Raw genomic sequence first — 23,401 nt, forward strand, 5'->3', positions numbered from 1 at the left:
CCCCCGGTCTTTTTGAAACGTTTATCACTTATTGAATGGAGGCGTCTCAATGGGTAAAACAAAAGAGATTATTGATTTAACGGAAAAGTATGGTGCAAGAAACTATCATCCACTGCCAATTGTCATTTCAAAAGCGGAAGGCGTCTGGGTGGAGGATCCTGAAGGGAACCGCTATATCGATATGCTTAGTGCCTATTCTGCTGTGAACCAGGGACACCGTCACCCGAAAATCATTCAGGCTTTAAAAGACCAGGCGGATCGCATTACCCTTACATCCCGTGCCTTCCATAACGACCAGCTCGGTCCGTTTTATGAAAAAGTAACGGCGATGACAAAGAAAAACATGATTTTACCGATGAACACCGGTGCAGAAGCGGTTGAAACAGCAGTTAAGGCTGTCCGTCGCTGGGCTTACCGTGTCAAAGGTGTTGAAAAGAATCAGGCGGAAATTATCGTTTGTGAAGAAAACTTCCACGGACGTACGATGACTGCTGTGTCCCTTTCTTCAAATGAGGAGTATAAAGCCGATTTCGGTCCTATGCTTCCGGGCATCAAAGTAATTCCATACGGTGACGCTCAGGCTTTGAAAGATGCGATTACGCCAAGCACCGCAGCTTTTATCTTTGAGCCGATCCAGGGGGAAGCAGGCATTAACATGCCGCCTGAAGGATTTTTGAAAGAAGCGTACGACATTTGTAAGGATAACAACGTTCTTTACGTGGCTGATGAAATTCAGGCAGGTCTCGGGCGCTCCGGCAAGCTGTTCGCCTGCGACTGGGAAAATGTCGAGCCGGATATGTACATTCTTGGCAAGGCACTCGGCGGCGGGGTAATGCCAATCAGTGTGGTTTGTGCCAACGATGACGTACTCGGTGTGTTTGAGCCAGGCTCTCACGGTTCCACTTTCGGAGGAAATCCGCTTGCATGTGCCGTATCTGTCGCTTCTCTTGAAGTCATTGAAGAAGAAGGGCTTGTGGAACGTTCACTTAAGCTCGGTAATTACTTTATGGATGAGCTTAGAAAAATCGACAATCCAAAAATTAAAGAAGTTCGCGGAAAAGGCTTGTTCATTGGTGTTGAACTTACTGAACCGGCCCGCTCCTACTGTGAAGAATTAAAAGAGCTGGGTCTTCTGTGTAAAGAAACCCACGAAAACGTGATTCGTTTTGCACCGCCGCTTGTGATTTCTGAAGAAGATCTCGACTGGGCGCTGGAGCGAATCCGTAAAGTATTATCGGCATAATGCCACAGGAGGCGGGGGAGGTGCCGGTCACCGCCCTTCCTCTTCCCAATAGTTGGTGGCCTGACTGCTTACGGGGAAAGCAGATGGGTTTAGTTTGATTGAAAACAGTGAAAAGGATAAGTAGGCAGAGGCAACCGCCGTGCTTAACGGACCAAAACACAAATATGCTGACAGTAGTGTAAAAAACATCAGATTCACGCATTTTGCGTGAAGGGTAAGGGGGTTCATGGATGGAGATGATCACAAGAAATTTCTTTCTCTTCCTGGCACAAAACAAATTTATTAAAAATAAAGCAACAAAATGGGGCCCGAGATTAGGTGCCAAGCAAGTGATTGCCGGTGAATCCATTAAAGAAGCGATGGAAACAGCCGCAAAGTTAAACGAAGACGGTCTTGTATGTACGGTGGACCATCTTGGTGAATTTGTTTTTAACCGCGAGGAAGCAATCGAATCAGCTGATTATTGTATCAGAACTTTGGAAGCGATTGCAGAGACAGGCGTTAACTGTAACCTGTCACTTAAATTGACGCAGCTCGGTCTGGATGTTGATGTGAACCTTTGCCGTGACAACATGGTCCGTATTTTAGAGACGGCTAAAAAGTTCGGCAATTTCGTCCGCATTGACATGGAAGACTACTCCCACTTACAGCCGACACTTGATTTACTGGATGATCTCAGAAAGCAGTACGATAATGTGGGGACCGCAATCCAGGCATACTTGTTCCGTGCCGAGAAGGATGTCCGCAACCTTGAAGGGACAAACATCCGTCTGATTAAGGGTGCTTATAAGGAATCACCATCGGTTGCCCATCAGCGGGATCAGGATATCGACAAAAATTATCTGAACATTATTAAGGTTCACTTATTAAATGGGAGCTACGCAGCCATTGCCACCCACGATCACAATGTGATTAATGAAATTAAAGCATTTGTGAAAGAGAATAACATCCCGAGGGACCAGTTTGAGTTTCAGATGCTGTATGGATTCCGTTCAGAACTTCAAAAGGAGATCGCAGACGAAGGCTATAAAATGCGGGTCTACATTCCGTTTGGTGAAGACTGGTACGGATATTTCATGAGACGTCTTGCAGAGCGTCCTCAGAATGTATCATTTGCTCTTAGAGGCTTCTTTTCCAAGTAAAGCCTTGAATCGGTGAGCCTATTGTACTTCACCACGGCCAGACTGTGGCTATGCCCGGATACATCACTCTATCACGTTTGCTAAAAGACATAAGACTTCGTAATACTAATTAAGGGATAAGTTAAGCGATCATTCGCCAGCTGAGAGTTCGTGGAATTGGAGGAATGTCATCATGTCTCCGGTTACCCGGTAATCTCCTGGACGGAATGGTCGTTTTTAAAGCGCAGATTACGATAATGATACGAATGGAAAAGGTGAGGTGCAGTGTCAATGAACAACAAACGGATTTCAATCATCGGTGTGCCAATGGACTTGGGCCAAAGACGCCGGGGTGTCGATATGGGACCAAGTGCGATTCGCTATGCAGGTGTAGTCGAACGACTCGAAAATCTAGGATATGAAGTGAATGACCGCGGCGATGTTGAAATTGGACGTCCTGAAAAATATGATGTTGTAGAAGAAGGAAACTTAAAAGACCTGAAAGAGGTTGTCAAAGCCAACCAGGTTCTTTCTGATAAAATTACAAAAGCCGTTGACGAAGGTGACTTCCCGCTGATCCTGGGGGGTGATCACAGTATCGCCATCGGAACACTTGCAGGGGTTGCCAACAAGTGCGAGAACCTTGGTGTGATCTGGTTCGATGCTCACGGTGATCTGAATACGGGAGATACTTCACCGTCAGGTAATATACACGGTATGCCTCTTGCGGTGAGCCTTGGAATCGGACATCCCTCCCTTACTGAAATCGGAGGATATGCGCCTAAGATTAAACCTGAGAACCTTGTGATCGTAGGCGCCCGCTCTCTGGATGAAGGTGAGCGTGAGCTGATCCGCGAGAAGGGGATCAAAGTTTTCACTATGCACGAAATAGACCGTATGGGCATGACAAAAGTGATGGAAGAAGCGATCGAGCATGTGTCGAAAAACACCGACAGTGTTCACCTTAGCCTTGACCTTGATGCTCTTGACCCGCACGATGCACCAGGTGTAGGAACGCCGGTTATTGGCGGAACAAGCTATCGCGAAACGCACCTTGCCATGGAGATGCTTGCTGAACGCAACCTTCTGACAAGTGTGGAGTTTGTGGAAGTCAACCCGATCCTTGACTCTAAAAATCAGACGGCTGAAGCTGCTGTCGGTCTGATCGGCTCTCTGTTTGGAGAGAAACTGCTTTAATAGATCGCAAATCACCCCGGGTAGTCCGTGGAGGACCGGACCGGGGTGTTTTTTGGATATTTTTGTTAAGAATTACGCCCTTAATGTTAAGAATTGGAGATCTGCTTCCATTAAAATGAAAAACCAACCAAAAAGAGCAGCCGCCTGGCTGCTCTTTTTGGTTTGAGATGCTATCATTGGAACAGTTGCCCAATACAGGAGGTTTTTCGATGATCAAGAACATCGGTTATTTTCTTATGGCGGTTGGATTCACTGTGGCTGCCTTTTTTACAGGAGAAATCATTACGTTTGTGATGCTCGGCCTGGTGCTTATGAGTCTTCACAGCATACATATGACACTTAAGAAGATACTCGCAAAAATGAACTGACTTTTTACACCGGGGAGCGTCTAATCGGCATGCTCATGCACCTTGGGCCGCCACGTCCCCGGGAGAGCTCGGAGCTTGGCACTTCGATAACTTCAATACCGGCTTCCCGGAGGCAGCGGTTTGAGACGTAGTTCCGGTTATAGGTGACAACAACGCCGGGGGCAATGGCAAGAGTGTTGGACCCGTCATTCCACTGTTCCCGGGCGGAGGCAATTTCATCCCCGCCACCACAAGGGATAAGGTTGACCTCACCAAGCTCCAGTACTTCTTTAAGCGTATCGATTAAGTGGTGACGCTCCTGAATCATGACTTTCCCTTTTTCTTCACCAGGCTCAATAATATAGATGCGCATTCGGCCATCAGGTCCCTGAATGGCCGGGTGAATGGTGAACTGATCTTTATCCACCATCGTAAACACCGTATCCAGGTGCATGAAGGCCCTTGATTTTGGAATTTCAATGGCTACAATCCTGGTGAACGAAGGCCTGCTGGCAAACAGGTTGTTCGCAAGCTCCTCGATGGCCTGGGGAGTAGTTCTCGCACTTACGCCTATGGCGATGGTTTCTTCGTTCAAAATCAGCTGGTCTCCGCCTTCAAGGGAAAAGCGTGATGTTCTGTCAAACCAGGACGGAACATCTTCTTTAAACATAGGATGGTGCTTTATAATATAGTCCATAAACATGGACTCCCGCTTTCTTGCAGGCTCGGCCATGGTATTAATCGAAATCCCGTTTCCTATCACGCATGCCGGATCGCGTGTGAAATACAGGTTCGGCATCGGGTCCAGGTAAAACGGCTGGTGATCCTCCATCAGTTCGTAAAGGTTTGTCTTTCTCTCCTCACTGATCTCAGATTTTCGTACGCCCCCCATAACTTTATCCACCATTTCAGAAACCGGGAAGGAACTGAGGTACTCAGTCAGGGTCTGTCTCGAACAGCAGAGGTCGGCCTTGCTTTCCGTAATAAGCTGGTCAAGAAACTTATACCGAACAGCGGGGTTTTCAAGGGTTTCGGCCAGTAATTGCTCGAGATAAAGCACTTCAGTCCCTCGTTTCCTCATACTGTCTGTAAAGGCATCGTGTTCTTTTTGGATGGCAGGGAGATAGGGGATGTCGTCAAATAAAAGTCTTTTCAATGTATCTGGCGTCAAATTTTCAACTTCATAGCCGGGCCTTTTTACAATGACTTTTTCCAAGTTGCCTATTTCAGAATAAATGGAGAGTGGTCCGTTCCTGTCCAAGTAAAGCAGGCCTCCTTCAATTGTTCTTGTTAACTCTATGTAAAAGTAAAACAACGTTATGATGGTTTTCATTACCCTGAATAAGGAAATTTCAAGCGTACTATCTACGATCTATTTTACACGCAGGAAGATCTCGTTTTAAAAGGTATGGCAGATTATCGGACAGAAAAAAACCGTCCGGATGGACGGTTAAATCGTTAAATTAAGTAAAAGAGCAATGCGGATGCGATGCCGAAGTAGATTAAGAGTGAAAAGATATCATTGATGGTCGTGATTAGCGGACCGGAGGCAACTGCCGGATCGACGCCGAGTTTATACAGTGTAAGTGGGATGACCGTGCCTGCAAGTGTTCCGATAATTAACGTTGTAAACAATGAGATACCTACAACAAATCCGAGCATCGGGTCCTGCCAGACGGTTGCGATCAGAAACACGAGAATCCCGCAGGTAATCCCAATAATAATTCCTACATTAAATTCCCGGAATACAAGTTTCATGACGGTCTTTTTGTCCAGATCGTTTGTGACAAGGCCCCGGACGACAACAGCCAGTGACTGGGTTCCGGTGTTACCGGTCATGCCGGCAATCATCGGCATAAAAAAGATCAGGGCCACCACCTGATTCAGGGTATCCTCAAAGCCGTCGAGGATGCTTCCTGAAATCAGACCGATAAAGAGCAGCAGCACAAGCCAGGGTAAACGGCGGTAGGCAGCCACATAGGATTTTGTGTTAAAGTCAATGTCTTTACCGGAAGCAGAGAGCTTTTCAATATCTTCGTTTGCCTCTTCGATGAAAACGTCAATGACGTCATCAACAGTAACGATCCCTTTCAACACGTTGTTTTCGTCAACTACAGGACAGGCGAGGAAGTCGTAGCGCTGAATAATCTGGGCAACCTCTTCCTGGTCCATGTTCACAGGGACAGAAATAACACGGTTGAACATGATATCGCTGATCTGCTCGTTCGTATCTGCAAGGAGGAGATCGCGGTATGACACAACCCCTACGAGCCTCTTGTTTTCATCAATAACATATAAGTAGTAAATATTGCGGGTAAGTTCTGCGAAAGATTTAAACTTCTCAACAGCATCTCTAACAGTATAGTGATCGCGAATCCAGACAAATTCATTGGTCATGATCCCCCCGGCGGTTTCCGGTTCGTAGCTCATGAGCTGCTGGACGGTGTTGGATTCTTCTTTTTTCATGGAAGCGAGGTACTCTTCCAGGCGCTCCACACTCAATTCTCCAAGCATGTCGGCAAGGTCATCGTTATCCATGATGTCCATGACCTTAGAAGATTTTTCGATGCCGAGTTTATGGAGCATTTCCATCTGTGATTCCGGTTCCAGTTCTCCGATGAGGTCGGCGAGCTGGTCCGGGTTCAAATAGGTGAGAAATTTATAATGATGTTTCTCGGGTAAAGCCCGGTAAAGTTCTGCGAAGTCAAACGGATGAAGCTCTTCCAAAATCGTCTGAAGAGCACTTCGTTTTCCTTCTTTTAAATACTTGATTGTTAAGACTGTCAGTCGAGTGGGATCCACTACGCATGCTCCTCTCCGTAAATACTCAGCACGCTATTTATCGTATCATTGTTCAGGCGCCAATAGCACTCTCTTTTACGAAAGCTTATCATAACTTTTCCCGACGGGAGATGCCGTTCTGCAGGCATTATGGTTACAATGCTGATTGTCTTGGATATAGCCGCAATTGTTGTGAATAAAACCCGGATTTCACCTGATAACTTCCCCTGCACCGCACTGCTCTAAAAATGCAGGATTACCTTGCTGTTGGAGAGAGGGAGCACGGTTACTATAACAGGCTGCGATGAAGAAGATTTTGTTAAAGTGTTTTAACCTTTATTGAAACTCAGCTTCGTTGAACGCGCTCCCTTTCCGCGGACTCAGACCGAGCATCCTCAGCCCTGTGCGCTTGCGGGGTCTCGTCTGTCTCGTGCTTCCGCAGGAGTCTCACGTATTCTGTTCAACTGCGCATGGTGCGTGGTTAAAATCAGGGGAGAGAGAAAAGTCAGCCGAAAAGACCGCCAACCCGTTTTCAACAGCGCGCCGAGGAGGCTCACGAACCGCCCGCAGGCTTCATCTATACTTTCTGTATTATAAAACAAACACGACTTGCATTATTCTATACAAAAAATGTTTATTTCTCCGCCTGAAGATACCGTTTGTCTTTCATAAACAGGCGCCAGAAGACAACGAATGCGGGCACGAGGATGGCCAGGCCGACACCGTAACCGACGAGTAGCCAGCGGAACATGGTGGGATCGGTAAACGCGTCCTGGATAGTCAGGTCAGGGTAAAGAATATACGGCATGTGGGAAAAACCGTACCCGAGGCTTGCAAGACCAAACTGAATGACGATGAAAATGACACTGAGCCGGGGTCTGCCCGGGTTTTCTTTACCAGAGGGGATGAAAAGAGCCGCATACCCGATGATAAAAGCGAGAAGGGAGAAGGCGAACAAATACCAGACGTTCATCATGTTTTCTACCATCCATCCGGCTTCCGGGAGAAGGGTAAATGTGGCTGCCACTGCGAAAAGAAGTGTGACGGGTCCGAGCCACAATGCGTTTTTCCTGTATACGAGGTAAGTCTTTTCGTTTTGAGCTTCCCTTGAGTAGTCACTCAGTAAAAGAGAAGCAAGGAAAAGCTCTGTACTGAGCCCGAACCCGATGTGTGTATAAAGAGTCGGGGAGGCAAAGATCTCGTTAAAAAGAAGGTAGTCCCGCCCTTCTCCGATAGATACGAAACCGCCGATTGCAATCGGCAGGGTGGCTACGAGGAGGGCGGGAATAAACAGTCCTGTCGTTCCGGAAATAATCGTCAGCATCCGTGAGTACTTTTTAGACGAATAGGCATACACCATAAAGGTCCCGCGGATAGTGAGTAAAATCAGGACGAAGCTGAACGGCAGAATCATCAGTGTCCCGAGATAGGATGCCGCCCCTGGGAAAAAGCCCACAAGAGCAACGACGAGAAGCACGAGAAAAACGTTTGTTACTTCCCAGGAAGGAGAGAGGTAACGGTTGGCGATCACGGAGGCTTCCGTATTTTCCTTCCGGGTATAGTACATAGCCCAAAATCCTGCTCCGAAGTCGATGGAGCCTGCTATAGCGTAGACGAACAGAAAAGCCCAAATGATCGTAATCGCAATATAGGGATCAGTCATTACCGTTTCCTCCTACACATTCATATTCTCAAGTTCTTTACTCACAGGGTTGCGGCCGAAGTAGAACTTCAGCACAAGAGACGTGAGGACGAGCAGGGTGACGTACAGGGTAATAAAAAGAGCGAATAAAAACCCGAGATTTCCGGAATTTGTTGCGGCCTCACTCGTAAGCTGAACCCCGTAGATGGTCCAAGGCTGACGGCCGGTACAGCTGAATATCCAGCCTGTTTCGATGCCAAGCATGGCAAGAGGCCCGGACGTAACGAGAACAGCGAGAATCCATTTGGGCAGTGCCTTTCTGGGGAAAACAAACCTGTAGAAGAGTGCCCCGAATGAGAGTCCGAGAAGTGAGAAGCCGATCCCTACCATAATGTTGAACAACGTATGAACAAACAGCGGCGGCCAGTACTCCTCCGGGAAGTCGTTTAGGCCCTGGACGACCCCGTCCGTAGACCCTGAGGCCAGCCAGCTGAGCATACCGGGTATCTCAATTCCCCCTACTACTTCACCCCGTTCAGGGTCGGGGATGCCGAAAATGGCAAGGGGAGCGTTGTCCTGGGTTTCGAACAACCCTTCAGCAGCTGCCAGTTTGACAGGTAAATATTCATACAGCATTTTTGCCGTATCGTGTCCGTTCACAGCCGTATAAAGACTCATGACTGCCCCGATGATCAAAGAGATGGTCAGTCCTTTCCGGTGATACGCACGCTCGCTGTCGGACAGTTTGTTTTTCATCAATTTAAAAGCCGCGATGGAGGCGATTACAAATGCCCCTGCCATATAGGCTGTACTCACCACGTGAAGAACGGTTACATACACACTTGGATTGAAAACGGCTTCCCACGGACGTACATTCATAATTTCACCATTTACGACATCAAAGCCCCGGGGTGTGTTCATCCAGGCGTGTGCATCGGTAATAAGCACAGCAGAAGCAGTAGCACCTAAGGCGACCAGGGCCACACTCACAATCCTCATGGAATTTGACAGCCTGTCTGCTGCGTACACGTAAATAGACATAAACACCGCTTCAAGGAAGAAAGCGAAGATCTCCACCTGGAAAGGAAGGGCGATGACACGTCCTACGATGGCCATGTATCCAGGCCACAATAAGGACAGCATGACGCCGACAATCGTACCTGATGGAATAGCCACACCGAGGAGAACGGCGAACCCTTTCGTCCAGCGTTTGGCCATAACCCCATAATGGTCGTCTTTTTTAATGGCCCTGGTGATTTCCGCTACTAAAATCATAAGGGTAATACCAACACCTAATGTTGCAAAAATAATATGAAACGCCATGGAAGACCCAAAGAGCATTCTTGCTAATAACACTTCATCCATCTTTCACCGCTCCTCTTTATACAAGCTCTTTTTATCGTGCGACGTTGGTTGGGATTTATGCATTATTCTTCCAACAATAAAAAAGAATCATGAAAAAGGAGAGGAAGAGGACATTATCATATTCAAAAGAGCGGATAATACACTCATAGTGGAGGGGTTTGTGAACCTTTAAAGAGAAAAATGTGTTAAGGAACCTTGTTGATTTTTTTAAAAGAGTAGATTGCAGCGACTGAGCGGCGCCCCGCGAAAAGGGAGCGCAAAGAAGCGTAAATCAGCACCAGAGTTTAACAAAACCAAGGAGAAAAAATGAAGCGTATACAAAATAGTTCGACGAATCACAGTTCCTTCGTTGACGTTAAAAAAAGCCGTGTGCTATAATCCATATATAATGAAAATCATTCTCAACTAACTAATAATAATTCTAAATAAGATATGACTTAAAAGATTATTAATAGAAACATATACAGTTCAGGCGCTCTGGAACGCTGCCTGCGCCTTTATTATGGGAACTGAACGAACTGGAGGTACACATATGAGTTTCATTCAGTTAAAAGGAATAACAAAATTCTTTCCAAAAACATTAAAACCCGCTGTTGATTCTCTGGATCTTTCTATTGAAAAAGGGGAAATCATTACCCTTCTCGGTCCGAGCGGCTGTGGTAAAACAACAACCCTCCGTATGATTGCCGGCTTTGAACAGCCTTCAACCGGGGAGCTTGTTATTGATGATAAAGAGGTATTTAACGCGGGACAGTCCCTGCCTCCGGAAAAACGGGGAATCGGCATGGTGTTTCAGGACTATGCACTGTTTCCTCATATGAGCATCTTAAAAAACGTCATGTTTGGCCTGAATAAATGGAGCACCCGGGAAAAGAAAAAACGGGCGAAGGAAGTACTGGAGCTTGTTGGTCTTGAGGATTATGCCACGCGATATCCGACGGAATTATCCGGCGGCCAGCAGCAGCGTGTCGCTCTTGCCCGGGCTCTTGCGCCGAAACCTCACGTTGTTTTGATGGATGAGCCGTTCAGTAACCTTGATGCGGGGCTTCGTGAAAAGATGCGGTATGACGTAACAAACATCCTACGTAAAGCAAACACGACTGCCATTATCGTCACACACGACCAGAAAGACGCTTTTGCTGTGTCTGACCGTGTGGTTGTCATGAACGAAGGTGTCATTCAGCAGATTGCCGCGCCGAAGGAAATGTACCGCTGTCCGAAAAACTGCTTCGTAGCCCAGTTTGTAGGAAAGACGAATCTTCTTACAGGAACAATGGACAACGAGCAGAAGTGTATCCATACCCATATCGGGAAAGTCGCTCTTCCTGAACAATGGAAGGAACGTCTTGAAACTGACAGTGTGAAGCTCTCTATTCGTCCGGAAGGGTGCCGTCTTGCAAAAGAAGGGCAGTACTGCGGGAAGGTAGAGCGTGTAACCTACGGGGGAGAATATCAGGAACTTTATGTACGTCTGCAATCGGATGAGATGCTCTCGAGAGAACCGATGGTCCTTTATGCACCAATTGAACAGGATGTGGAGATTGGCTCGATTGTATCGTTTGATATTAAGCCGGAGTTGGTTGCCCTTGTTGAGTAGATGAAGCGTAACGGAGAGCATTTAACCTCTTTTTCTCTGAAATGAGAGGTTAGATGCTTTTTTTATGGGCATTACCTTCCTGATATTAATTATATTATTTATTTAATGATAATTATTATAAATAAAATCCGTTATGTCAAGAGAAAAAGCATGATTTTTTATTTGACTGTGACGTTGGTTATAGCAGAAGACAGATTAGTGCAATTATACAGGAGTTGTCATAGCGATGAGCAGCAACGAAGAACCGAACAACCAACCTCAAAAGAATAAACGCTCACCGAAGTCGTATTTTCGTCAGACTTGGCTGATGATCTGGAATGGGAATCCACCAGGGTTGGTCCTCTTTCTTTTCGGAGCTGTCACGGCTTTTATCATGGCTGTTCCCATTGTTTATGTGGTCTGGCGCTCTCTGTTTGCGGGAGTGGACCGCTGGATGCGGCTTCTGGATGACCGGATTCCGGGACTTCTCTGGAATACCCTGTCACTTACGTTCATGGTGACCCTGTTTGCGGTAATTATAGGTGTCTCCCTTGCCTGGTTTGTAAACCGTACCGACTTGCCGGGGCGTAAAACCTGGCAGTGGCTCCTCGCACTGCCGCTCGTTATTCCTCCATATGTAGGCGCGGTGGCATACATTATTGTAGCCGGTCCTACCGGGTGGCTTCGGGGGATGTGGAATGACACGGGATGGCTTCAGGCATTGTTCGGAGACTACCCCATTTCCATTTACTCATTTTGGGGTGTCTTTTTTGTACTGACCATGTTTACGTATCCGTACGTGTTTTTAATTGCCAGTGCGTCGCTTCGTAAGATGAACCGGAACTACGAGGAAGTAGCCCGATCCCAGGGGATGACGACCCGTCAGATCTTCTGGAAGATCAATCTTCCTTTTCTCCGTCCGGCGATCGGAGCCGGGGCGATTTTGATTGCCCTTTATGTGCTGTCTGATTTCGGGGCCATTGCGATGCTTCGTTACAACACATTTACTGCTGCCATCTACTATCAGATGGGAAGTTTTGATACGTTATCGGCTACCGTACTGAGCGTGGTGCTCATTGCCCTGACGCTTGTGATTCTCTGGATCGAGAGTAAGAGCAGGCGCAGACAGAAGTACTACCAGACAACCAATACGTACAAAGCTCCGGATATTTTAAGTCTTGGACGGTGGAAATGGCCGACGCTTGTTTATGTGGTTCTGATTTTTTCAATGTCTGTCATCGTGCCGATCGGGGTTCTCATCTACTGGTCCTATGTAGGGATTTCATTTGGGGCAGTTGACTGGGATTTCTGGAAGTATGCATGGAACAGTGTGCGCGTATCAGGTCTTGCAGCGCTGTTATGTATGGTGCTTGCCCTTCCGATTATTTACATGAAGAGCCGCTACCCGAGCGTTCTTACAAGTGTAATTGATAAATTGAGCTATTCAGGTTATGCCCTGCCGGGTGTGATCGTGGCTCTTGGGATTATCTTTATTTTCAGTCAGTATTTCACGTTTTTATATAACACCTATTACTTGATTGCGATTGCCTTCGTGGTAAGGTTTTTGCCTCAGGCGATGCAGGCGGGGGAGGCATCACTGAGTCTGATCTCGCCCCGAATGGATGAAGCGGCGAGAAGTCTTGGCTATCCGCCGTGGAAAGTGATGATCAAGATCATCATTCCATCGATTCTCCCCGGTGTCCTGGCAGGGGGAGCTCTTGTGTTTGTAAGTTCGATCAAAGAACTTCCTGCCACGCTCCTTTTGCGCCCGGCAGGATTTGATACCCTTGCTGTGCGGATCTGGGTGGACACGAGCGAAGCGATATACTACAGTGCGGCACCGGCGGCGTTGCTCATTATTCTGCTGTCGATTATTCCTTTGAAGTATTTGTTGAAGAAGTATTGAGGTGTGGCCGGTTCCCCTTGGTGGGGAGCCGGTTTTTTAGTGGTTTTTGAGGGGGGTGGGGGGCTGACTTGTGTAATTGGATGTCTAACTGGGTTAATGGTCGTGCTAACTTGTTTAAAGCTTCGGCTAAGTTGATTAAATCATTATGAGATGTTCTTTTCTGCGTACCTTTGTCTTTAAAAGATATGTGGACTAACTCGTTTAAACTCTTCATCTAAGTTGGTTAGTTCGTGCATCGCCAGTTGGGGGATTTGGAAAAACCATTCACCGCGTATCCTTTGTTCTGGAATGTACTGTGGAAGCTATGACCTCCGCTCTAAGCAGGGGTTTACAGTAAGGTACTTCTTTCTTATAAAGCCTGATCAGGCAGGAGTTGCTTTTGGGAGTCTAGAAGAAAGGTTATTGACTGGGGTGGAAGCAGATTCTGAAATTCAGGCCCCCTTCTTATAAAGAGAGAGGAGAGTAACGATGTATTCAGTAATGATTGTAATGTATTTAATCGTAGTAGTAGCTATTGGAGTATTCTTCAAGACGAAAGTGAAGGATATGGAAGACTTCGCCCTGGCTGGAAGGAACCTCAACACTCCCGTCCTCCTGGGAACATTGTTTGCTACATATATTGGTGGTGCCACAGTAGTAGGGTGGACCGGAAGCTTTTATTCATTAGGTATAGACTGGTGGTTCAGTGGTCTGGGAGCTATTCTGGGTATTACTGCAGCGACTTTCCTGCTGGCGGAAAGGTTTAGAAACTTGAAGCAGTTTACTGTCCCTGACATGCTGGCACTCAGATATAACAACAGTACCCGCTTTGTAAGCTCCTTTATGATCATTATCGGTGACATCGCCATAGTGACTGTCCAGATACTTGCAATGACAGGGATTTTAGTTTCTTTTACCGATATTGAGAGAATGCTTGCCATGATCATTAGTATTGTCTCTTTTACACTCATCTCGCTTTTTGGAGGGATGAAAGGTGTGGCGTTTACAGACTCAATCCAGGCAGTCCTGATTCTGTTTGGTCTGATTGCAGGAGTGGGGGTCGTTTTTAATCTTGGGGGAGGCCCGGGAGCCGTTTTCGGTGCTCTTCCGGAAGGTTATTTTACCCCGTTTACTGACGTTACTGTACTGGGGGCAGTCGGAATGGCTATTGCTGCATTTGGAACAACAGCTGTTTCACAGTCGTTTATTTTTTCCAGAGTATTCTCTGCTAAAGATGCAAAAACGGCGAAACGCGGGTTGGTGTGGCTGATTCCAACAGCGCTGATCGGATACGGCCTGGTAGCATTAGTCGGTTTCAGCGGCCGGTCTATGCTGGGAGATGATATTCCTCCGAGCGATGTCTTTGCCACTGTCATAACAAGCTTAATGCCTCCTTTTATAGGCGGCGTTCTGATTGCCGTAATCATTGCTGCTATTGTAACTTCGACGAATTCGATCCTGCTTAGTTCAAGTGTAAACCTGACCCGGGATTTTTATCAGCAGTTTGCCAAACGGGAGATTTCAAGTAAAGAGATGATGAGAGTCGGACAGATATCTGTTGTTGTCTTTGCCGCATTTGCATTTATTCTCGCTGTATTAATGCCTGATATTGTTACAGCGATTGTTTTTGCATATACAATGTACAGCGCAAGTCTGCTTGTTCCTCTTTACGCCGGCTATTTATGGAAAGGCGCAACTGCAGCCGCAGGTACGTGGGGTGTTATCAGCGGAGGCGGGACAGCATTAGTGTGGTATATTCTGCATGAGCCCCTGGGTCTGCCATCTATGATCCCGGCCATTGTTGTCTCGTTGGCAGTGGTTATTGTAGTCAGTATGGTTACGAAAAAACCGACAGAGGATCAGTTGAAAGTGTTTCAACAGTAAAAAGTGAGTTGGGGGAGGTGCCTGAATGGTATCTTCCTTTTTTGGTTTTTGAGGGGGTTGCGCGGCTAACTTGTTTAATTGGGTTTATAACTTGATTAATCGCAGTGATAACTTGTTTAAAGCTTCGGCTAACTCGATTAAAGCCTCGACTTACTTGATTATACATGCAAAACAAAAATTCCCCCTGACGAAAGGGGGAATAGATAACTAAAAAAATCTCGACAATATCCCGATCACAACAAGGGCTCCGATCACCGCAAACACGACTTTCTTTGTCCGTTGTTTACCGAGGGCTTTTTTGTTCCAGCGGTCCGGGTCGAATCCGATTTCGTTATCATCAGGTCTCGACCTCGCGGCAGCCGCGGCCCATGGGTTAAACGGACTTACCCGGTGAAGGATCACAGGACCGAGGGCAGCTCCCGCGATGAGTCCGAAGATATGGGCGTAGATGTTGATCTGCGGATTCAGGAACGTCATGATGAGTCCGATAAACAGAATCGTGACAACGAGCTGGGCATTTCCTGAGTCGATCAGGTCTTTTCGCTGCAGTACCATATACAGGTAAATACCGAACAGGCCATAGATGGCCCCGGATGCTCCGAGATGGAAAGGATAGTCCACACCGCCAATCATGAGAGTGGCGACATTGGCAAGAAAGCCTGTCAGCAGGTAGGCAGCAATAAACTTGAATTTACCGAGCATCTGTTCAAGGGCAGGGCCGAATAAGAACAGGGAAAATGAGTTAAAGGCGACGTGCATGAGAGATACGTGCAGGAAAACCGGTGTAATCAGGCGCCAGTATTCCCCCATCATAACAGCGAGGTTGTATCCGACACCTCTAAAGTAGATGAATTCTCCACCGAGACCCGGCAGGAAGTTTATCCATAAAAACAAGATGAAATGAATGGCGATTAGAGTTGTGACAATTGGGTAAGAACGAGTATAGGACTCAAAACTTTCGTTTCGTATGAACATAGCATACTCCTTTTGATTTAGGATCAGGTTTTTGTTTAAAACGCTATTTTCGTACATGTCATTTTTTATAGAAGGTAATGAAGCCGAAATGCCAGAGACTCCTGTGGCAGTGACGAGCGTTTCACACCACGAAATAGCTATTTCTCCCTGCTTGCCGGCACCGTCACGGAAAGCGAAGGGCACGTAGGCTTCAACTGTATTTACAATAAGCAACAACCTTTTAATGAGCACCGTTAAACTGATTTAAGAGTGTCAGAAATGCACTTCTAGTTTATCATATGAAGAAGCGGTGCGCCTTTATGAAGGTGCTTGAGGATGGACGAAACATTTCAGGAGGGGGATGCCGGGTGATAAAAGGTATCGGACTTGACGTTATTGAGCTTGAGAGAATTGCAGCGTTGTATAAAAGAAAAAACAGTTTTGCAGACCGTATTTTAACTGCGAAAGAGAAGGCGGTGTTTAAGGGCCTTGAAGATCAGAGAAAAACGGAATTTTTAGCGGGACGGTTTGCGGGCAAAGAAGCCCTGGCTAAAGCTCTTGGCTGTGGCATTGGCGAAGCGTTTTCGTTTCAGGATGCATCGATACTGGCAGATACAAAAGGAAAGCCTCTTGTTTTTTTACATAAAGAAGTGGAGGGCGTGATGCACGTCTCCATTACCCACACTCAGACGGTAGCAGCGGCCCAGGTGATCTGGGAATGCTAGCTTGTCATGGCTAGTCTGCATATTGTGTTGGACAGTCTCATATAGTGTTATTGCGGATGGGAGGGAACGCAGACATGTACGTGGTAACGGGTGATGAAATGCGCCGAATTGATGCGTTTACCATGGATCAGGTTGGAATAAGTGACATGATGCTGATGGAGAATGCGGGAAGTGCGGTGTTTAGCCGGCTTTTACAACGGATTGAACCGTCGGGGAGCAGGATTTTGGTGTTGATCGGCACGGGGAATAACGGCGGGGATGGCTTCGTGATCGGAAGGAAGCTTATGGAAGCGGGATTTGAGACCGATATATGGGTGGTGCCGCCTGATGAAAAGATCAGGGGGGCTGCAAAAGGGCATGCTGATGTATTCGCGAAGTGCGGACACAGGTATGGTTCTTTTGAAAAGGACAGCTCACTCTTTTATGAAAAGCTGCCATCCTATACTCACATCATTGACTGTTTGCTCGGCACCGGAGTAAAAGGAGAACTGAGATCTCCTTATCAGGAAGTGGTTGATGCTGTTAACCGCACGCATGCCTGTGTCATTTCTGTTGATATGCCAAGCGGAATTCCTGCTGAAGAGGGAGCTCCGGCTGCTGCGGGTATCCGTGCTGACCGGACGATGATCCTGCAGGCACCGAAAGAGACGACTTTTCTTTTTCCGTACGCTGAAAGCTTCGGAGAATGGGAAGTGGCGGACATCGGGATTCCTGATTGTTCATTTAAGAACAGCGGGATTACAAAGTATGTCCGGGGTGAAAGTGACGTATGCCGTACACTGCCGAAGCGGAAAGCCAACGTCCATAAAGGAGCAAACGGGAAAGGTCTTGTTGTCGGCGGTTCCAGAGGGATGCCGGGAGCTCTGAGTCTCACTACATTAGCGGCTCTTAGAACAGGCATTGGCCTCTGTACAGTGGCTCTGCCTGAAGACATTCGATTATTAGTGACTCAGAATGCTGCTGAAGCAACCTTGGTGAATTTGCCCTCACAAGACGGGGAGATTGCTCCGGACGGGCTTGAAGCCCTTGATCTGACTCCTTACGACGGTGTTGCCATCGGTCCGGGTATGGGAAGAGCCCATCGATATGACTTATACGGCTACTTTCGCGTCTTTAAAGGGACCGTCGTGATCGATGCAGATGGACTGAACCATCTCTCCCGTGAACTGGAGAATTGGAAGGATGGCCGTGACGGACTGACCGTTATCACCCCTCACCCGGGTGAGATGGCCGTACTGACGGGGAAAACGATTAAAGAGGTTGAAAGAAACCGGTTCAGCATTTCCCGCCAGTTTGCCAGAGAGCATCAGATGGTTGTCGTCCTGAAAGGGCCTTATACTATTACCTCCACACCTGAGGGGGAGCAGTGGGTCAATACGTCGGGCAACCCGGCTCTGGCTAAAGGAGGGAGCGGGGATGTTCTGACCGGGATGATTCTGGCTTCTGTACTTCAGCACAGTCACAAAATTGAAGGCATTTTAAACGCTGTTTATGTCCACGGACATGCAGCGGACCAACTGATTCATGAGCGCGATGAGCTGGGCGTGACGGCATCGGATGTCATTAACCAGCTGCCTCGGGCATTTCATTCGCTCCGTTACCCTTAATCGTATCCCTCCTTTGTCGTCGAAATGACACAGAGGGGTTGAGTAAATGAAGAAGATAATGTCTCTTCTATTGTTAGCTGCATTCGCAATGGTGCTTGCTGCTTGTGGGGAAAAAAGTCAGGAAGATGTGATCGAAGCCCTTGATAAAAACCTGGATGATCTCCAAGGGTACAAGGCGACCGCTTCCATGACGCTGCAGACGGGCAAAGAGCCGCAGACGTATGAAGTGGATGTGTGGTATCAGTATCCGACTTTTTACAGAGTGGCACTGAGCAATGCGGAAAGTGACCAGAGTCAGATTATCCTGAGAAATGATGAAGGGGTGTTTGTTCTGACTCCGGCCTTGAACAAGAGCTTCCGGTTCCAGAGTGACTGGCCTGAAAATAACAGCCAGGTTTATCTCTATGAATCTTTGGTGAATGATATTTTAATGGATCCTGAACGAACGTTTACTGCTACGGATGAACACTATGTATTCCAGACAAACACAAATTACACGAACAAAAACCTGAACCAGCAGGAAATCATGCTTGATAAAAAGAGCCTGACACCGACATCGGTGAGAATTATGGACGTGGATCTTGAAACTCTCGTTGAGGTTAACTTCAGCGACTTTGAGCTGAACTCAACCTTTGATGAAGGAGATTTCGATATGGACCGCAACATGACCGGTGCCCAGTTGAACTCTGAAGTACCAACCATGGGTGGAGAAGATGACGGGGAATCGGTCGTTGTGGAAGAAGAGGGTGCTGAGGAATCAGATGAAGAGATGTTCACGGTCTTTTTCCCAATGTACTCGCCGCAGGGAACCGCGTATAACGAGTCCCGTGAGCTTGATACAGAGAACGGCAGACGTGTGATTCTCTCTTATGATGGTGAACAGCCGTTTACCCTCGTTCAGCAGAGAAGCCGGGAGGTAACGGCAAGTACGCCGGTACAGATTACAGACGGGTCGCCGGTTGATTTAGGGTTTACCATCGGCGCCATCTCCCGTGACGGCAATACGACAAACGTGTCGTGGTCCTATGAAGGGACTGATTTCTTCCTCGCTTCCCAGCATCTGAGTGACGAAGAAATGCTGAGCATTGCAAGAAGCGTGTATGGAACAGAAGAGAAATAAGACAGAGAAGACAGAGAAGAGACTCTGGCGGCGCGGGCTGCCGGGGTCTTTTTTGCGCATGGGGTAGGAGTTCGGGGGCGTAACTTGATTAAACGGGCGGCTAACCTGTTTAAATGGAGATCTAACCTGTTTAAAGGAAGATCTAACTTGTTTAAATGGAGAACAAACCTGTTTAAATGAAGACCTAACCTGTTTAAACACCTCTTTAACATGTTTGATCACTCTGCCGGAGTCCTGCAGGAAGCCACGAGTCCGGGCTCAACTGCATATTGACACGACTATAAAACCAATTAAAATGGAATACAGTGAAGAATGACCGAAAAAAGAGGTGCTTGTCTTGGGGAAGTTACGTGAGTTTTACCGCGATACGTGGGCAGAAGTAAACTTAAATGCAATAGAAGAGAACGTACAGGCGATCAAAAAGAGTCTTCCGGACGGTGTCGCGTACATGGCAGTTGTGAAAGCGAATGCCTATGGCCACGGAGCTGTAGACGTTGCGAGATCAGCACTTAAAGCTGGAGCGTCGTATTTAGGCGTCGCCATCCTGGATGAAGCACTGGCCCTCCGCCAAGCGGGAATAGAGGCGCCGATCCTTGTTCTTGGCTACGTGAGACCGGCAGATGCGGCTCTTGCAAAGAAATACAACATCACACTCACGGTCTTTCAAAAGGACTGGGTCAAGGATGCCTTGCCTCACTTGGAAGAAGGAAATGGAAAACTGAATCTCCACCTGAAAATTGACACGGGGATGGGGCGCATTGGTTTTCGGACGGAAGATGAGGGACGGGAACTCCTCGGGTTCCTCCGGCATAACAGTTCCCTTTTTGAAGTGGAAGGGGCTTACACGCACTTTGCCACGGCTGACGAGAAAGGCAGGTCCTATATTGATGAGCAGCACAGGACGTTTGAACAGTTCCTCGGCTGGATGAAGGCAGAACTCAAAACGGCTCCTCCCTGTATTCACAGCGGGAACAGTGCTACTGCACTCCGGTACAAAGAATACTCATATAATATGGTCCGGGTTGGAATATCCATGTACGGCCTGGCGCCTTCTGAGGAAGTGAAAGAGGAGATTGAAGTCCCTTTAAAAGAGGCCTTTTCCCTTCACAGCCGGGTCACTCATTGCAAGAAGCTGTCTGAAGGAGATGGTGTCAGTTACGGAGCTACGTACCGTGCGGAAAAAGAGGAATGGGTTGCCACGATTCCAATCGGTTATGCTGACGGATGGATCAGAGCGAACGCAAACGGCGGGGAGGTCCTCGTTAACGGCAGGCGCGCGCCGATCATCGGCCGTATTTGCATGGACCAGCTTATGATAGCGGTTCATGAAAACGTGCCGGTGGGTACGAAGGTTACATTAATTGGCAGCCAGGGTGCTGAGACAGTCTCTGCAGATGAGGTTGCAAGACGCCTCGGAACGATCAATTACGAAATCCCGTGTATGATCAGCTACCGCGTTCCACGAGCGATTTATAAAAACGGTGAACTGATCCACCTTCATAACGAAGTATTTTAACGCGCTTATTGTGAGAAGCGATGCAGCCAGAATATGTCCGAAAACCTCGGCGGTTGTGCGCGCCAGAACCGCGCTGAAAAAGTCTTCGCTGAAAATACCGTCGCCACTTTAGTGCTTTAATTTATGGTGTGTTAAAAATCATTGTGATTTTTTAAAAGTGATTGATTGTAGCAAGTGCGCGACACTCCTTCGGGAAAAGCAAGTAGTTCCGGAGAGGCCCGGCAGACACGAGAGATGCTTCGACGCAGGCTACTTCAGAGCATAGCTGCAGAGGAAGAAGCAGTATGTCGAGGAGGCTCCCGAACGGTCCGGGGAAAGTGCAATGAGCGTAAAGCCACACGGGAGTTTAACACACGCCTGCGTATAAAAGGTAAATTTGGCTGATAATGACTAAACCTGAACAAATTCCGTAAAATAAAAAAAGGATATTTCACATCGGCAGAGAATATGGTTTATAGTGCGTGTTTTTCAGACCGGAAAAATAGGACGGCAACAGTGTTTCAGCATAAGCGTGAAGAGGCCTCGATTCTTTTCGGTTACCAAACACGATTCGCTGTAAAATTACAAATGCCACTTTGCAAAGGCCGCTGGCTAGTGATATGATGAAATAGGAATAAAATCAGGGTGTTAGCTGCGTTGGAGGTGTTTTTTGTGTCTGAAGAGAACACAAAAAGAATAATGGTAAGTTTGCCACAACATCTAGTGAATGAATTGGACGGATTACTCGAAGACAAAGAAGATGTTAACCGAAGTGAAATCATTCATCAAGCAACGAAAATGTACCTTCGTGAACGAAAGAAGAGCAAGATTCGTGAAACAATGCAACAAGGGTACATGGAAATGGCAAAAATTAATCTTAACATTGCGACGGAAGCCTTTCTTGTTGAGGAGGAGGCAGAGCACACTTTAGATCGCTTAGTTAGTGGGGTGTAACGGTTGATTGTAAAACGCGGTGACGTTTATTTTGCGGACCTATCACCCGTCGTTGGTTCCGAGCAAGGAGGCGTTCGACCGGTTTTAATCATTCAAAATGATATCGGCAACCGTTTCAGTCCTACCGTGATTGTCGCTGCAATCACCGCTCAGATTCAAAAAGCCAAGCTTCCTACTCACGTTGAGATCAATGCGAAGCGCTACGGCTTTGACAGGGATTCCGTAATCCTATTGGAACAGATTCGAACCATTGATAAACAGCGTCTCACAGACAAGATTACACATCTTGATGATGATATGATGCTGAAAGTAAATGATGCTCTCATGATTAGTTTAGGTCTTATTGATTTTTAAGCCGGCAGATCATATGGGAAAAGTTGCTTTTTCAATTGAAGAAAGCAACTTTTTTTGTGGGCAAAATTCAGGATCCTGGGGCACAGGGCGGCACTTATGGTTCCCCTGACGAACACCGGCGGAAAAACAGCCGGTTTTTTTCAATGGTTGTCTGTTGCCGGCAGATGAACAGGCAGGCTCAGCCAGGGGACTACACTGTCTTTTTTCAGAAAAATCTGGCGAAAAAACCAATTTACATTAACTAGCAGACAGACAATCGTTGCATTCACTGTTAATCAGTGAAATAATGAAAGTAATTATGTTGCCTAAAATGGGGGAAAGTCTAAATGAACCATAAGATCCGTGCATTAATTCATGAGTATAAGTCTACAATTACCGATGAATGGATGGAAGAAGTAGAAAAGTTTCGTGAAGATGATTACCTGCAAAACATTTCTGACACCGTTTATCGGAACACAAATCGTGAATTTGTGGACATGCTTTTTCAGACGATGGATCGTGACAAAGAGCAGGTTAAAGAATCAATCAGTGAATACACCGACCGGCTTATTCAGCTAGGGTGGCCGTTAAATTATATTACACGGGGCCTTCAGGAGTTCCGGAAAGCAGCGATTGAGACCCTGAACCAAAAAGAAGAACACCGGTACCGGGATGTGTATGATGAAATAGAAGACTGGACCGATGAGATTGTTAATATCGTAGTGAGTCATTATTCCGGTACGTGGGAAAACACTGTATTTTTACAACGGATGGCATTAAAAGAGCTTTCGGCTCCTTTGATTCCGGTCTTTAATAACATCAGTGTTATGCCGCTGATCGGAACGATTGATACGGAGCGTGCAAAGCAGATTATGGAGAACCTGCTTACGGGGGTTATTGAGCACCGTTCGCAGGTTGTCCTTATTGATATTACAGGGGTTCCTGTTGTTGATACGATGGTTGCTCACCATATCATTCAGGCATCAGAAGCAGTCCGCCTAGTGGGTGCAAAGTGTATCCTCGTTGGTATACGCCCTGAAATTGCACAAACAATCGTAAACCTGGGTATTGATCTGGGGAAATTCCCTACGAAAAGCAGCCTGAAAAAAGGAATTGAAGCAGCACTGGAAATGACATCTCGACAAATCATAGAGATCAACGAGTAAGGAGGA

Annotated in this window: 19 protein-coding genes; 14 read left to right on the forward strand and 5 right to left on the reverse strand. The window is 47.0% G+C overall.

Translation table 11 applies throughout. The features are described 5' to 3' along the window. The first annotated feature begins 49 nt into the window (after positions 1-49). The 4 genes from EBO34_RS19655 to EBO34_RS20840 all read left to right on the forward strand — a co-directional run bounded on the left by EBO34_RS19655 (position 50) and on the right by EBO34_RS20840 (position 3,929). Positions 50-1,243, forward strand: a complete 1,194-nt coding sequence (locus EBO34_RS19655; RefSeq protein ID WP_122901816.1) for an ornithine--oxo-acid transaminase — start codon at positions 50-52, stop codon at positions 1,241-1,243. A gap of 230 nt (positions 1,244-1,473) precedes the next feature. Beyond that, positions 1,474-2,385 carry a proline dehydrogenase family protein gene (locus EBO34_RS19660; protein ID WP_122901818.1) on the forward strand — a complete coding sequence of 304 codons (912 nt, stop codon included), beginning with the start codon at positions 1,474-1,476 and terminating at the stop codon, positions 2,383-2,385. A 270-nt stretch (positions 2,386-2,655) separates the two neighbouring features. Next, positions 2,656-3,561: an arginase gene (gene rocF, locus EBO34_RS19665; RefSeq protein WP_122901820.1), complete on the forward strand. Its 906-nt coding sequence runs from the start codon at positions 2,656-2,658 to the stop codon at positions 3,559-3,561. Positions 3,562-3,770: 209 nt separating this feature from the next. Further along, positions 3,771-3,929, forward strand: coding sequence for a hypothetical protein (locus EBO34_RS20840; protein ID WP_183163967.1), 159 nt, complete (start codon positions 3,771-3,773; stop codon positions 3,927-3,929). Between the two features lie 4 nt (positions 3,930-3,933). Here EBO34_RS20840 and arcA read toward each other — a convergent pair whose 3' ends face one another. The 4 genes from arcA to EBO34_RS19685 all read right to left on the reverse strand — a co-directional run bounded on the left by arcA (position 3,934) and on the right by EBO34_RS19685 (position 9,696). Continuing rightward, positions 3,934-5,169 carry an arginine deiminase gene (gene arcA, locus EBO34_RS19670; protein WP_249414161.1) on the reverse strand — a complete coding sequence of 412 codons (1,236 nt, stop codon included), beginning with the start codon at positions 5,167-5,169 and terminating at the stop codon, positions 3,934-3,936. Between the two features lie 197 nt (positions 5,170-5,366). Next, positions 5,367-6,710, reverse strand: coding sequence for a magnesium transporter (gene mgtE, locus EBO34_RS19675; protein ID WP_122901824.1), 1,344 nt, complete (start codon positions 6,708-6,710; stop codon positions 5,367-5,369). Positions 6,711-7,323: 613 nt separating this feature from the next. Beyond that, the gene (locus EBO34_RS19680; RefSeq protein WP_122901826.1) at positions 7,324-8,352 is read right to left on the reverse strand and encodes a cytochrome d ubiquinol oxidase subunit II; all 1,029 of its coding nucleotides are present in this window, start codon (positions 8,350-8,352) and stop codon (positions 7,324-7,326) included. A gap of 12 nt (positions 8,353-8,364) precedes the next feature. Next, positions 8,365-9,696, reverse strand: coding sequence for a cytochrome ubiquinol oxidase subunit I (locus tag EBO34_RS19685; protein ID WP_122901828.1), 1,332 nt, complete (start codon positions 9,694-9,696; stop codon positions 8,365-8,367). A gap of 532 nt (positions 9,697-10,228) precedes the next feature. On the opposite strand from EBO34_RS19685, the gene EBO34_RS19690 reads away from it, so the two are divergent. From EBO34_RS19690 to EBO34_RS19700, 3 genes are all read left to right on the forward strand, one after another. Continuing rightward, positions 10,229-11,293, forward strand: coding sequence for an ABC transporter ATP-binding protein (locus EBO34_RS19690; RefSeq protein ID WP_122901830.1), 1,065 nt, complete (start codon positions 10,229-10,231; stop codon positions 11,291-11,293). A 226-nt stretch (positions 11,294-11,519) separates the two neighbouring features. Then, positions 11,520-13,178, forward strand: coding sequence for an ABC transporter permease (locus tag EBO34_RS19695; RefSeq protein ID WP_122901832.1), 1,659 nt, complete (start codon positions 11,520-11,522; stop codon positions 13,176-13,178). Positions 13,179-13,646: 468 nt separating this feature from the next. Next, positions 13,647-15,041 (forward strand): sodium:solute symporter family protein, encoded by a 1,395-nt coding sequence (locus EBO34_RS19700; protein WP_122901834.1) that lies wholly within the window; start codon positions 13,647-13,649, stop codon positions 15,039-15,041. A 207-nt stretch (positions 15,042-15,248) separates the two neighbouring features. Here the strand turns inward: EBO34_RS19700 and EBO34_RS19705 are convergent, their stop codons facing one another. Further along, positions 15,249-16,016 carry a rhomboid family intramembrane serine protease gene (locus EBO34_RS19705; RefSeq protein ID WP_122901907.1) on the reverse strand — a complete coding sequence of 256 codons (768 nt, stop codon included), beginning with the start codon at positions 16,014-16,016 and terminating at the stop codon, positions 15,249-15,251. Positions 16,017-16,363: 347 nt separating this feature from the next. Between EBO34_RS19705 and acpS the strand changes: the two genes are divergently transcribed. The 7 genes from acpS to EBO34_RS19745 all read left to right on the forward strand — a co-directional run bounded on the left by acpS (position 16,364) and on the right by EBO34_RS19745 (position 23,395). Beyond that, positions 16,364-16,720 (forward strand): holo-ACP synthase, encoded by a 357-nt coding sequence (gene acpS / locus EBO34_RS19710; protein ID WP_122901836.1) that lies wholly within the window; start codon positions 16,364-16,366, stop codon positions 16,718-16,720. Positions 16,721-16,794: 74 nt separating this feature from the next. Next, complete coding sequence (locus EBO34_RS19715; RefSeq protein ID WP_183163964.1) at positions 16,795-18,327, forward strand: NAD(P)H-hydrate dehydratase; 1,533 nt, start codon at positions 16,795-16,797, stop codon at positions 18,325-18,327. Between the two features lie 46 nt (positions 18,328-18,373). Then, positions 18,374-19,447: a LolA family protein gene (locus EBO34_RS19720; protein WP_122901840.1), complete on the forward strand. Its 1,074-nt coding sequence runs from the start codon at positions 18,374-18,376 to the stop codon at positions 19,445-19,447. A 337-nt stretch (positions 19,448-19,784) separates the two neighbouring features. After that, positions 19,785-20,963 carry an alanine racemase gene (gene alr / locus EBO34_RS19725; RefSeq protein WP_122901842.1) on the forward strand — a complete coding sequence of 393 codons (1,179 nt, stop codon included), beginning with the start codon at positions 19,785-19,787 and terminating at the stop codon, positions 20,961-20,963. 651 nt (positions 20,964-21,614) lie between these two features. Then, complete coding sequence (locus EBO34_RS19730) at positions 21,615-21,896, forward strand: CopG family ribbon-helix-helix protein (protein WP_026688732.1); 282 nt, start codon at positions 21,615-21,617, stop codon at positions 21,894-21,896. A 3-nt stretch (positions 21,897-21,899) separates the two neighbouring features. Continuing rightward, entirely contained in the window at positions 21,900-22,250 is a 351-nt protein-coding gene (locus tag EBO34_RS19735) for a type II toxin-antitoxin system PemK/MazF family toxin (protein WP_026688731.1), read from the forward strand. 326 nt (positions 22,251-22,576) lie between these two features. Then, complete coding sequence (locus EBO34_RS19745; RefSeq protein ID WP_122901846.1) at positions 22,577-23,395, forward strand: RsbT co-antagonist protein RsbRA; 819 nt, start codon at positions 22,577-22,579, stop codon at positions 23,393-23,395. The last annotated feature ends 6 nt before the right edge of the window (positions 23,396-23,401 follow it).

Source organism: Alteribacter keqinensis, from assembly GCF_003710255.1.
In the GTDB taxonomy this organism is placed as follows: Bacteria; Bacillota; Bacilli; order Bacillales; family Salisediminibacteriaceae; genus Alteribacter; species Alteribacter keqinensis.